Here is a 12,105-nt window from a genome sequence, read left to right on the forward strand (position 1 = left end):
GGGGAGGGGGTGCCGGCCCGGCCGCGGCGGGACGACGGGGCGGCCGGGCCGGCGTTCGGGGAGGGGGGTGGCCTCAGGGCAGCCGGTAGTTGGCGTCCAGGGCCGCGCCCGCCTCGGGGTGCGTCTGGTCGTAGCCGCGCGCGTCGCACTGGAGGCCACCGACGACGCAGTGGTTCACCAGCGCCTTGAGCGTCGCGTCGTCCCAGGCGTTGAAGAAGTCGTAGTGGAAGGAGTAGCCCGGACCGCTCGCCAGCTTCACCTGGGACAGATCGCCGTTGACCGGGAACGCCATCTTGAACTCGATCATCGGCAGCGCGACCGGATGGTCGGCCGGACACATGTTGTCGTTGGTGCCGGGCTTGACCACGGGATAGGCCATGTGGCTCTTGTGGTCGGGCGTGTCCAGGTACTTCCCGTCCCAGCAACTGGGCGCCTGGAAGCGGATGTTGAGCTGTACGTCGGCCCGGTTCGGGCAGCTCGCCGGGAAGTTGACGTTGAAGTAGCTGTCACCGCACTCCCAGCCCTCGACGAAGCCGCGGTGGTTGCGGAACTCGTCGGCCGTCTGCATCGGGCTGCCGACCACGAACCGCAGGCCCTTGGGGAAGGGGCGGACGCTGGTGTAGTCGGTGACACCGGCCTTGTAGTAGATCGTCTGGGGGCCGACCGGCAGGATCTTCTGGGTGCCGTTGAACATGCTGGGCATCCAGTAACCCGACTTGTCCCCGGGGGCCTTGCAGGTCGTGGAGCCCGCGTTCAGCGATGCCGTGGTGGTGTTCGCGTTGGTCGTGGTGTTGCCCATGAACGTGTGGTCGTGGGACTTGCCGGGCTGCTGCGGATAGACGATCGGGTCGTCCGGGGCCGTGTGGGTCACCGAGCAGTTGGCCTGGAACTCGTGGAAGTAGCGGTGCGGGGGATCCTGTGTGGATGGGGATACGCCGGTGACCTGCGGGTTCGCCAGGATGTAGCCATCGCCGTCGGGGTCCTCGGGCGAACTCACGGTGGACGCGGGCATGGCCGCCATGGCCGCCATGGCGTGGTCCGCGTGGGCGGGCGTGACCGGAGCGCCGGCCGTGGTGCCGGCCGCGGGGGTGTCGAATCCGGCGGCGACGCCGCCCAGACCGAGCGTGGTCAGCAGGACCGCACTCGCGATCAACGTGCCGGAGAGGAGCTTCGATCTCCGTGGCATGGAGACCTCCTGAGAGGTGGGGGATGGGGAGGCAGAGCGGGCCACCGGCTGCGCGAGTTCACCGGCCGGTAGCCGGGAGAGCGCTCTCCCGCACTGGAGTCTCGGGGCGTCGAAGCGAAGGTGTCAAGGGATGTGGCAGCAGAAAGGGAGGGCCGCTCTCCGGGCTTCCAGGTGAACCCAATGGCCGGACGCACCAAGGCAGTTGACGCACATCACCCGAACTGCGATTCACCCGGCCGAAGATGACGACCTGTGAACACTGCCTCCGGAGATTTCTGCCGCACCCCTTGACGATGCCTTCGACTGGATGAAGCATTCCCCGGCGAGAGAGCGCTCCCCCGCCCCCCTACGTTCACCTCTTGAACCAGGAGAGTCGCCCGATGCCCCCAGTTCCGCCCGAATCCCCCGCCCCCCGCCCGTCCACGGTCGCGCGCCGCACCGTGCTCGGCGCCGTCGCCGCGGCCGCCGCTTCGGCACCCCTGATGACGGGCCTGGCCACCCCTGCCTCGGCGTCCCCCGCGTCCGTCGCGCCGCGCGCCCTGCCCGGCGGAGGAGACCTCGGCCCCAACGTCCTGGTCTTCGACCCGTCCACACCCGGCATCCAGGCCAAACTCGACGACATCTTCCACCGCCAGGAGGCGGCCCAGTTCGGCACCGGCCGCTACGCCCTGCTGTTCAAGCCCGGCACCTACAGCGGACTCAACGCCCAGATCGGCTTCTACACCTCCATCGCCGGGCTCGGCCTCTCACCGGACGACACCACCATCAACGGCGACGTCACGGTCGACGCGGGCTGGGCCAACGGCAACGCCACCCAGAACTTCTGGCGCTCCGCCGAGAATCTGGCCCTCGTTCCGGTCAACGGCACCAACCGCTGGGCCGTCGCCCAGGCCGCTCCGTTCCGCCGGATGCATGTGCGCGGCGGCCTCAACCTGGCGCCGTCCGGCTACGGTTGGGCCAGCGGCGGCTACATCGCCGACTGCCGCGTCGACGGCCAGGTCGGACCGTACTCGCAGCAGCAGTGGTACACCCGCGACAGCGTGGTCGGCGGCTGGGTCAACGCCGTGTGGAACATGGTGTTCTCCGGTGTGCAGGGCGCCCCCGCGCAGAGCTTCCCCAACCCTCCGTACACCACACTGGACACGACGCCCGTCTCCCGCGAGAAGCCGTTCCTGTACCTCAATGGCAGCGAGTTCCGTGTCTTCCTGCCGGAGAAGCGCACCAACGCCCGCGGTGTCACCTGGGGAAACGGAACCCCCAGGGGTACATCGCTGTCCCTGTCGCAGTTCTACGTGGCCAAGCCCGGCGTGAGCGCGGCCACCCTCAACCAGGCGCTGGCGCAGGGCCTCCATCTGCTGCTGACCCCGGGCATCTACCACGTCGACCAGCCCATCCAGGTCAACCGGGACAACACCGTCGTCCTGGGACTCGGGTACGCGACGATCGTGCCGGACAACGGAGTCACCGCGCTGCGCGTCGCCGACGTGGACGGCGTGCGGCTGGCCGGGTTCCTCATCGACGCCGGGCCGGTCAACTCCCGCACTCTGCTGGAGGTCGGCCCCAGCGGCGCCTCGCGCGACCATTCGGCCAACCCCACCACCGTGCAGGACGTGTTCGTACGCGTCGGCGGCGCGGGCGCCGGCAAGGCCACCACCAGCATGGTCATCAACAACCGCAACACCGTCGTCGACCACACCTGGGTCTGGCGCGCCGACCACGGCACGGGCGTCGGCTGGGACACCAACCGCGCCGACTACGGGGTGGTCGTGAACGGCGACGACGTGCTGTGCACCGGCCTGTTCGTGGAGCATTTCAACAAGTACGACGTGCAGTGGTTCGGCCAGCGGGGCCGCACCATCTTCTTCCAGAACGAGAAGGCCTACGACGCCCCCAACCAGGCCGCCGTCCAGGACGGCAACGTCAGGGGTTACGCCGCCTACAAGGTGGCCGGCAACGTGACCTCGCACGAGGCGTGGGGGCTCGGCAGCTACTGCAATTACACCGCTGACCCCGGCATCGTGCAGCACCACGGATTCGCCGCCCCGAACACGGCGGGGGTGAAGTTCCACGACGTCCTGGTGGTCTCGCTCGGCGGCAACGGACAGTACGAGCACGTCATCAACGAAGTGGGGGCGCCGACATCGGGCACCTCGACGACACCGTCCACGGTGGTCGCGTACCCGTGAACCCGGACCGGCCCTCTCCCTCCCGGGGGAAAGGGCCGGTGAGGCCGTCACGCGGGGCGGAGCCGTACTGGCGGGCCGGGGGGAGGGCTCGGGGTGCTTGACCGTCACCGACGTGGAGGCGTAGGCGTATTGAGACGAAGGGGGCGCGATCGGCGGCGTCGTTACACGCCTGCTCCGCGCCGACGGGGTCGAGCGGGATCGGGCGGGGTGGGCGTCATCCCTCGGTTACCCACTCCGGCCGGTAATGCGTCCTCTGGGTTGTGTCCTGCGGGTCGGGGGGAGGTCACGTCCCGGTGACCGCGCCGGGTGGCGGCAGGGTCGTGAGCGGATCCTCGTCGAAGTGGACGGTGTGTGCGAGGGCGTTCTCGTAAGCGGGTCGAGGGAAGACGAAGGGCCCCATGGCGAGGTCGCCCCACGCCGGGCGGTGGGGTTGGCGGAAGTCGGACCATGTGACGGTCTCGGCCGTCGCGGTGATTCGGGTGAGCAGGGGCCAGCACTCCCATATGCCGCAGGAGCAGCCCAGCACCGCGATCGCGCCCGTCGGTGTGTGCCGCGTGTTTGGCGTGGCGTCGCCGAGAAAGTGGAGCGCAGGGGTGCGGATCGTGGACTCCATCATCCCGGCGTACTGGTGGAACAGGAATTTCTCCGTGTCCTCCGGAGTGCTCTCATAAGGGCTCTCCTCGCGCAGCCACAGGGGCCGGGTGACGTCTGCCGCGTGGACACGGAGGTCGGTCCCGTCGACGCGAATGCCCCACAGGCGTGCGGACGTGTAGGTGATGAACTCGATACGTTGCATGGGGATCATCCTGCTATGGGCGTCAGCCCGGTCATTGATCGGCTCCCCTCTGGCCGCCGCCGGACCACGTCTACGGGGGAAGCGCCGACGCTGTCCCCGTCGTGTAACGCGTGCACCCTCCATGGGTGCTGGTGTCGGCTTCCGATAGGTACCGGTAAAGGGTAAGGACGTCATGGCCGTGAAGCTGACCGCACGCGTGGCCGAGCCTGCGGGGCACGCATTACACGTGTAGCCGCCGCCTGGCGACGCATTGTGCAGCAAGCCCCGGGGAAAGCCCAAGACCCGGAAGCTCGGTCAAGGCAGGTCGAAATCCCGTGGAGCCCACCTGTGTGGCGTGGAATGATCTTCGGTGACTGCTGACTCAAGAGAAGGCTGGCATCGTGTACGTACCGTCATCCGCACGACCTCTCGATGATGACGAGCGTGAGCTCGTGGAGCTGGCACGCCGCACCATAGACGCGCATACCGACGCCGGGCCCGACGAAGACGGGATCCACACGATGGGCGCCGCGGTCATGGCCGCCGACTACCGGATGTTCGCCGGCGTGAACCTTTACCACTTCACCGGCGGCCCCTGCGCCGAACTCGTGGCTCTGGGAGCCGCACGGGCCCAGGGCGCCCGCCAGATGCGCTGCATCGTTGCCGTGGGAAACCACGGGCGCGGGGTCGTCGGCCCGTGCGGGCGCGATCGGCAGGTCTTCGTGGACTACTACCCCACCATGCGCGTGATCGTGCCCACGCCCGCGGGGCCCAGGTCCGTTCTCGCCGCCGACTTGATGCCGCTGACTCAGCGATGGACCCCGGAAGGCATGGACGGTCTCGACCCGTCGCTGTACCAAGACCCAGAGACGGACGGCCCCCCGATCATCCGGTTCAACCCCCGCTATCTCGAAGCCGTCCGCTCCGGCGCCAAGACCAAGACCACCCGCTTCCGGGACCCGGCCCGGCTCGGCCCGGCACGGCTGGTGTTCGAGAGCGACCCGGAAGTCGTCCTGCCGGCAGAGGTGACCGACATCAGGCACTGCCGGGTCGGCGACCTCACCGACCAGGACGCCCAAGCCGAGGGTCTGACCACCGCAACCGAACTCCGGGAAATCCTCAAGGGCCACTACCCGGACCTGGCGGGAACCGACGAAGTCGACGTCATCACCTTCCAGATCAACGACAAGACAGGCGCCGCGTAAACCACCGCGGCACCAGCGACGACGGGGTCGCAAGGTGACGACGAGCACGGACCCCGCAGCTACAGGCAGCGCCGCCGCCCGAAGTGAGTACCGTCCGCCAGCCCCCACGTCGGCGCCGTCCGGCCCCCTCACCGGCGCCGACCGGCCCCCTCACCGGCGCCGACCGGCCCCCCAGCCGCCAACTCAGACGGCGCAGCACGACAAGTCCAGTGTTCCTTGGGCAGATGGAGTGCTTGAGGCACGCCTCGGGTGAGCCGTGTCTCACCTGGCCGCTGCCGCTTGTCTATGCAACGAGTTGCATAGAAGGATTCGGGTATGGCGCTTGAGCACGCGATTCTCGTCTCCCTGCTGGAGAAGCCGGGCTCCGGTTACGAGCTGGCCCGACGCTTCGACCGGTCCATCGGCTACTTCTGGGCGGCCACACACCAGCAGATCTACCGCATCCTCAAGCGGATGGAGAACGACGGCTGGGTCGAGCCGCGAGAGGTGGCGCAGCAGAGCCGGCCGGACAAGAAGGAGTATTCGGTCGCCGCGCCCGGTCGGGCCGCGCTCTCGCAGTGGCTGCACGAGCCGATCGAACCCGAGAGCGTGCGCCACGAACTCGCCGTCAAGATCCGCGGTGCGGCCTTCGACGACCCGGCCGCGCTGCTGCGCGAGGTGGAGCGGCATCGCCAGGCCCACACCGACCGCCTCGCCCACTACCGGGCGGGAGAGGTGCGCGACTTCACGGGGCCCGACGCTCCCGCCCCCGATGTCGGCCGCGAGCTCCAGCACGTCGTGCTGCGCGGCGGCATCGCGTACGAACAGATGACACTCGCCTGGCTCGACGACGTGATCGCCACGCTGCACCGGCTCGGCGCCCAAGGCCGCTAGGCGGAGGCGCCGTGCCTGCGACCGCTTCCGGCACCGGAACCCGAACCGGCATCGTGACCGCGACCGTCACCGCGACCGTGACCGCGGCCGCCATCGGGGCCGCCCGGCCGAACCGCCGGCGACGTACGCCCGCACCCCGCACCCGATACCCCGCGCCCACGCCCACGGCGTCCCGCCCGCTCCCTGACTTCTGCCCGCCCCTCATCAACTCCCCAGTCCCGAAAGGCACATGGCCATGGCCGACCCGCTGCTGTTCAACCCCAGCACCTACGACCCGACGCACTTCGACCCCGAGACGCGCAGGCTGCTGCGCGCGACCGTCGACTGGTTCGAGCAGCGTGGCAAGCGCAAGCTGATCGAGGACTACCGCTCCCGCGCCTGGCTTGCCGACTTCCTCGCGTTCTCCGCCAAGGAAGGCCTCTTCGCGACCTTCCTCACCCCGGCCGCCGCCGCTGGGCCGGGGAATGAGGACAAGCGCTGGGACACCGCCCGGATCGCCGCCCTGAACGAGATCTTCGGGTTCTACGGCCTCGACTACTGGTACGCCTGGCAGGTGACCATCCTGGGTCTCGGCCCGGTCTGGCAGAGCGACAACGCCACGGCACGCGCCCGCGCCGCCGAACTCCTCGCGCAGGGTGAGGTGTTCGCGTTCGGCCTGTCGGAGAAGACCCACGGCGCGGACATCTACTCCACCGACATGCTCCTGGAGCCGGACGGCGACGGCGGGTTCCGGGCCACCGGCAGCAAGTACTACATCGGCAACGGCAACGCCGCCGGGCTCGTCTCCGTGTTCGGCCGCCGCACCGACATCGAGGGCCCCGACGGCTATGTGTTCTTCGCCGCCGACAGCCGTCACGAGGCGTACCACCTGGTGAAGAACGTCGTCGACTCCTCGAAGTACGTCAGTGAGTTCCGGCTGGCGAACTACCCCGTCGCGGCCGAGGACGTCCTGCACTCCGGTCGTGCCGCTTTCGACGCCGCCCTCAACACGGTCAACGTCGGCAAGTTCAACCTGTGCACCGCCTCGATCGGCATCTGCGAGCACGCGATGTACGAGGCCGTGACCCACGCCCAGAACCGCATCCTGTACGGCCGCCCGGTCACCGCCTTCCCGCACGTGCGGCGTGAGTTGACCGACGCCTACGTACGCCTCGTCGGCATGAAGCTGTTCAGCGACCGCGCCGTGGACTACTTCCGCTCGGCCGGTCCCGACGACCGCCGGTACCTGCTCTTCAACCCCATGACGAAGATGAAGGTGACCACGGAGGGCGAGAAGGTCATCGACCTGATGTGGGACGTGATCGCGGCCAAGGGCTTCGAGAAGGACACCTACTTCGCCCAGGCCGCCGTAGAGATCCGCGGCCTGCCGAAGCTGGAGGGCACGGTCCACGTCAACCTCGCGCTGATCCTGAAGTTCATGCGCAACCACCTGCTGAACCCGGCCGAGTACGCCCCCGTGCCGACCCGCCTCGACGCGGCCGACGACACCTTCCTCTTCCAGCAGGGTCCGGCGCGGGGTCTGGGCTCCGTACGGTTCCACGACTGGCGCACGGCGTACGACGCGTACGCCGAGGTGCCCAACGTCGCCCGCTTCCGCGAACAGGCCGACGCGCTCTGCGAGTTCGTCACCACGGCCGCCCCCGACGAGGAGCAGAGCCGCGACCTCGACCTGCTGCTCGCCGTCGGCCAGCTCTTCGCGCTGGTCGTGCACGGCCAGCTCATCCTGGAGCAGGCGCGTCTGACGGGGCTCGACCAGGACGTGCTCGACGAACTCTTCGCCGTCCTCGTACGCGACTTCTCCGCGCACGCGGTCGAACTGCACGGCAAGGACTCGGCCACCCCGGAACAGCAGGGCTGGGCGATCGGAGCGGTCCGGCGCCCTGTCGTCGACGGCGCCCGCTCGGCGCGCGTCTGGGCACGCGTCGAGGCGCTCGCGGGCGCCTACGAGATGGCGCCCTGACCGTAGAGACGCCTCTCCCCGGGCCCGACCAGCGCCCCCGCCCCACGACGCGGCACTGGTCGGCCCCCGGCCCGTCCCCGCTACGCAACCGCCTGCCGCCCCCCCGGCCGCGGGCGCCCTACCCGACCGCGGAGTACCGGTCCACCGAGGTCACCGACGTGGGCGCCCCTCACTGGTCGGCAGGGCGCGCGCGAACTCCTCATCCAGCTAAGGCAGTTGGCCGCCCGCGAAGGATGAACTGCACACCAGGGCACGACGGGCCGACGGCTTGGGGAGGGGCTCCGGGTAGCCCGGATCGCGTGCGTCCGGGGTGGGGGCGCATGGCAGGGTGGTCGGTATGAGTTCCGAGCCGGCACACTCCGCACCGCTCCGTCACCACGACTACGGCATGTGGCTCGTGCGGTTCACCGATCATGTGCTCGTGGTCTGCCCCAAGTGCGGTGGTCGTGCGCTCGTCGTTCCCCGGCCCGGCCTCGACGCCTCGCGGTACTCCAGCCACCTGCTGTTCCAGCCTCGCCGTCTGTGCTGCGCCACGTGCGGCGCGACCGCGGACTGGACGGCCGAGGAGCGGGACGGAGGCTTGGTCGGTGTGGTGCCGGGGGGTACCGAGGACCCCTTCTTCCGGCGGCCGCTGTGGCTCCAGACCCGCTGCGCGGGACGGATCCTGTGGGCCTACAACGAGGAACACGTCGACGCTCTCGCCGCCTTCGTGGGCGCCCGGCTGCGGGTGCGTCACGCCTCGCCGACGCGGGGGATGTTCGCCCGGCTCCCGGCGTGGATGAAAGCGGCGGCCCACCGGGAGGAGGTGCTGGCGGGCCTGAGCACCCTGCGTGCCCTCGCCCCGCGCTCGGCACCCGCCGACCGTTCGGAGGCGGCGTACGAACGCGGCGACCGCCCGCGCCACCACGGCAGCCTGCTCTTCCCGGGCGCGCCGTATTAGAGGGAGTCGCCCTTGCCGAGGCCATTCCGCGCACCACGTGGCCCGTACGGACAAGCGAGGTGATCACTCAATCGTGAGTTCCACCGGCCCCCGGCCGGACGTGCCGCGATGCTGGTCCGGACGGCGTGCGACGGGCGCCGCCCGGATGCGGTGTGGGTGGAGAAGCGGATGGCGCGGGAAACGGGACGACGTGGGGGCCTGGACGAGCAGGCGGTGTTACTGGCCGCCGGGCTCGCCGATCTGGCGGTGAGCACTCTGGGTTCGGCCCTCGGGACGGTGCGGGGGCTCCTGCGTCGCTCGGACGCGGCCGACCTCGCCGCGGAGGCCGAGAACGAGCTACTGGCGCGCGGACGCCTGGTGTTGGACCGTTACGCCTCGGCCCCGCCGCCCCACCTGGAGCTCCTCGCCCGGCACGCCCTGGCCCGGCGGGCGTCCGGCGATGCCTGACCGGTGGGAACCGGCCGCGTTCAAGGCCCGCGTCGACGAGGCGGTGCACCACTTCGTGGCGCAGGAGGCCGAGCAGTTGGCGGCGATCGATCCGCTCCTCGGCCCGGTCGCCGACCAGGTCGAGGCGGCCGTCGCCGACGGAAAACGGCTGCGCGCGGCGTTCTGCTACTGGGGCTGGCGCGCGGGAGGGCAGCCGGACAGTGACGCGCTGCTGCGTGCGGCGGCCTCGATGGAGCTGGTGCACGCGGCCGCCGTCGTCCATGACGACCTCATCGACGACAGCCCCCTGAGGCACGGTCGCCCCACGGCGCACATCGCGTTGCGCGGTGTCGTACGCCGTCGTCCGCATGCCACCGCCGACGCCAGATCACTCGCGATGCTCGTCGGCGATCTGCTCATGTCGCTGGCGGGGCAGCTCTTCGCCACCAGCGGTCTGCCCGCCGCCTATCTGGCGCGGGCCCGCCCGCTCTGGTCGGTGCTCGCCAGGGAGCTGATCGCGGGGGAGTGCCTGGAGATCCTGCGTACCGGAGACAGGCCGGACACCACGGAGTCGCTCAAGGTGATCCGGTACAAGACCGCCAAGTACACCGTCGAGCAACCCCTGCTGATCGGGGGCGCCCTGGCCGGGGCCGGCGAGCGGCTGCGCGCGGGATACTCCGCGTACGGGCTGCCGCTCGGCGAGGCGTTCCAGCTCAGGGACGACCTGCTCGGCCTGTTCGGCGACCCGGAACGCACCGGCAAGGCCAACGCCGACGACGTACGCGGCCACCGGCCCACGGCGCTCCTCGCGGAGACCTGGCGCCTGGCCGGGGACGAGGAGCGCGAGCGTCTTGCCGCGCTCCTGGGCAGTCACGATCTGGACGCGGACGGCCTGGACGAGGTCCGCGCGATGATGTGCCGCCTGAAGGCCCCCGACCGCGTCGAAACCATGATCACCGAGCGGGTCGAGGAGGCCCTGGGCGTTCTGCGCGAGCTGAACGCCCCCGCGCCCGCCGCCGCCGCGCTGACCGAGCTGGCCCGTTCGGCCGCGGTCCGTCTGTCCTGACCCGTACCGCGAGGACGGGCGCGGCGGCGGCCGACGCCCCGGTCCTCGCGGCCGACCGTGCATGACAAGGAGCCCCGTCGTGACCTACACCGAGGCGTCAATGGACGCCCTGCGGACGGCCGGTGACGAACTCGCCGACGCCACCGTCGCCACGCTCTTCGAACGCGGGGAGGTCGGCAAGTTCAACACCCTGATGCGATACGTCTCCACGGTGGGCGCCCCCCTGCCCGAGGGGCTGCCCGATGTGGCCCGCGAGTACCTCCAGGCCACCAGCGTGCCGCCCGCGTGGGTGGACTGGGGGGAGATGGAGAAGGCCCGGCTGTTCTTCATCGACAACAACGTGCACATCTCCACCGCCCTGTCCTTCGCCTCCATGCCCGCGTGCTACGTCGTCCCGCACGTGGCGAAACTGCTGTCGGCCACCCATGGGCTGAAGTACCCGTCCAAGCGGATGGCGGAGACCGGTCAGTTCACCGTCTACCTCATGCAGCCCGACGCCTTCGAGGCCGGCAGTCGTTTCATCCCGGCCGCCCAGAAGGTCCGGCTGCTGCACGCCTCCATCCGCCATCACCTCGAACGGGAGGGACTCTGGGACACCGAGGCGCTCGGGACGCCGATCTGCCAGGAGGACATGATCGGCGGCCAGATGTTCTTCTCGCTGCTCGTCCTGGACAGCCTGCACCGGCTCGGCATCCACATGTCGACGGAGGGCGCGGAAGCGTACTACTACGCCTGGCGCGTGGTGGGAGCCATGCTCGGGATCGATCAGGATGCCGTCCCCAAGTCCCTCGACGACGCACGCCAGTTCCTCGATCTGTACATGGTCCGCTTCATGGGACCGTCCGACGAAGGCACCCAGCTGACCCGCCAGCTCATCGACCTCTACGAGGAGATCGTGCCGGGGACCTTCTTCGACCCCATCGTCTCGGCGCTCATCCGCCACCTCGTCGGCGACACCTGCGCCGACTGGCTCCAGGTGCCGCGCACCCGCTGGGACACCGTCGTCAAGGCCGTGCCCCACCTCCTCGGCGTACTGGAGACCATCGAGGACCGGTCCCCCCTCGGCGCCTGGGCGCTCGACCGCCTCGGCCACCTCACCTCCGTCCTGGAGCTGTCCTCCCTCACCCGTGGCCGCGTCATGCACTACGCCATCCCCGAGCAGCTCAAGAAGGAGTACGGCATCACCGACGCGATGCCCCGCACCCAGCGATGGACCCCGCCGGCCGCCACGGTGTGAAGGCGGGGGCCAGGCGACACCTCGACGGCCCCGCGGTGCGGCCCCGCGCCCCGCTCTGACGGTGTGCCCGAGGTACGGAGGTCGCCTCCTGGGACCGCGGCGACAAAATTTTGGAGAACCGGTGAATGGATCGCAGAGTTAGGGGCAGGCGCAGGAGGACTGTTATCTGTACGGGGGCCGAGGAGGGGAGTGGCTGTGACTGCCGTAGCGACCGGGACGAGGATCACCGAGCCGGAGACCGGACACGGGAC

The 12,105-nt window shown here is 70.0% G+C and carries 10 protein-coding genes; 8 read left to right on the plus strand and 2 right to left on the minus strand.

The features are described 5' to 3' along the window. Positions 1–73: 73 nt before the first annotated feature. Entirely contained in the window at positions 74–1,186 is a 1,113-nt protein-coding gene (locus tag N4G70_RS09395; protein WP_261712042.1) for a DUF1996 domain-containing protein, read from the minus strand. A gap of 380 nt (positions 1,187–1,566) precedes the next feature. Here N4G70_RS09395 and N4G70_RS09400 point away from each other — a divergent pair, with 380 nt between their 5' ends. Continuing rightward, on the plus strand, positions 1,567–3,372 hold the full coding sequence (locus N4G70_RS09400; RefSeq protein ID WP_261712043.1) for a coagulation factor 5/8 type domain-containing protein: 1,806 nt from the start codon (positions 1,567–1,569) through the stop codon (positions 3,370–3,372). Between the two features lie 283 nt (positions 3,373–3,655). Here N4G70_RS09400 and N4G70_RS09405 read toward each other — a convergent pair whose 3' ends face one another. Continuing rightward, positions 3,656–4,168 carry a hypothetical protein gene (locus tag N4G70_RS09405; protein WP_261712044.1) on the minus strand — a complete coding sequence of 171 codons (513 nt, stop codon included), beginning with the start codon at positions 4,166–4,168 and terminating at the stop codon, positions 3,656–3,658. A 431-nt stretch (positions 4,169–4,599) separates the two neighbouring features. Between N4G70_RS09405 and N4G70_RS37005 the strand changes: the two genes are divergently transcribed. From N4G70_RS37005 to N4G70_RS09445, 7 genes are all read left to right on the plus strand, one after another. After that, complete coding sequence (locus N4G70_RS37005) at positions 4,600–5,352, plus strand: ASCH domain-containing protein (protein ID WP_315904236.1); 753 nt, start codon at positions 4,600–4,602, stop codon at positions 5,350–5,352. Positions 5,353–5,667: 315 nt separating this feature from the next. After that, the gene (locus N4G70_RS09420; RefSeq protein ID WP_261712045.1) at positions 5,668–6,225 is read left to right on the plus strand and encodes a PadR family transcriptional regulator; all 558 of its coding nucleotides are present in this window, start codon (positions 5,668–5,670) and stop codon (positions 6,223–6,225) included. A 235-nt stretch (positions 6,226–6,460) separates the two neighbouring features. After that, positions 6,461–8,185 carry an acyl-CoA dehydrogenase family protein gene (locus N4G70_RS09425; protein ID WP_261712046.1) on the plus strand — a complete coding sequence of 575 codons (1,725 nt, stop codon included), beginning with the start codon at positions 6,461–6,463 and terminating at the stop codon, positions 8,183–8,185. 337 nt (positions 8,186–8,522) lie between these two features. Beyond that, positions 8,523–9,125: a hypothetical protein gene (locus tag N4G70_RS09430; RefSeq protein WP_261712047.1), complete on the plus strand. Its 603-nt coding sequence runs from the start codon at positions 8,523–8,525 to the stop codon at positions 9,123–9,125. A gap of 168 nt (positions 9,126–9,293) precedes the next feature. After that, complete coding sequence (locus N4G70_RS09435; RefSeq protein ID WP_261712048.1) at positions 9,294–9,572, plus strand: polyprenyl synthetase; 279 nt, start codon at positions 9,294–9,296, stop codon at positions 9,570–9,572. Next, positions 9,565–10,617, plus strand: coding sequence for a polyprenyl synthetase family protein (locus N4G70_RS09440; RefSeq protein ID WP_261712049.1), 1,053 nt, complete (start codon positions 9,565–9,567; stop codon positions 10,615–10,617). The genes N4G70_RS09435 and N4G70_RS09440 overlap by 8 nt, the downstream gene beginning before the upstream one ends. Before the next feature lie 79 nt (positions 10,618–10,696). Beyond that, entirely contained in the window at positions 10,697–11,854 is a 1,158-nt protein-coding gene (locus tag N4G70_RS09445) for an oxygenase MpaB family protein (RefSeq protein ID WP_261712050.1), read from the plus strand. The last annotated feature ends 251 nt before the right edge of the window (positions 11,855–12,105 follow it).

The sequence above is a fragment of the Streptomyces sp. ASQP_92 genome (genome assembly GCF_025399895.1).
In the GTDB taxonomy this organism is placed as follows: domain Bacteria; phylum Actinomycetota; class Actinomycetes; order Streptomycetales; family Streptomycetaceae; genus Streptomyces.

Bases quoted from the DNA above. Each gene is read 5' to 3' on its own strand.
- N4G70_RS09405 (WP_261712044.1), bottom strand. From the start codon at position 4,168: ATGCAACGTATCGAGTTCATCACCTACACGTCCGCACGCCTGTGGGGC.
- N4G70_RS09420 (WP_261712045.1), top strand. From the start codon at position 5,668: ATGGCGCTTGAGCACGCGATTCTCGTCTCCCTGCTGGAGAAGCCGGGC.
- N4G70_RS09395 (WP_261712042.1), bottom strand. From the start codon at position 1,186: ATGCCACGGAGATCGAAGCTCCTCTCCGGCACGTTGATCGCGAGTGCG.
- N4G70_RS09400 (WP_261712043.1), top strand. From the start codon at position 1,567: ATGCCCCCAGTTCCGCCCGAATCCCCCGCCCCCCGCCCGTCCACGGTC.
- N4G70_RS09440 (WP_261712049.1), top strand. From the start codon at position 9,565: ATGCCTGACCGGTGGGAACCGGCCGCGTTCAAGGCCCGCGTCGACGAG.
- N4G70_RS09425 (WP_261712046.1), top strand. From the start codon at position 6,461: ATGGCCGACCCGCTGCTGTTCAACCCCAGCACCTACGACCCGACGCAC.
- N4G70_RS09430 (WP_261712047.1), top strand. From the start codon at position 8,523: ATGAGTTCCGAGCCGGCACACTCCGCACCGCTCCGTCACCACGACTAC.
- N4G70_RS09435 (WP_261712048.1), top strand. From the start codon at position 9,294: ATGGCGCGGGAAACGGGACGACGTGGGGGCCTGGACGAGCAGGCGGTG.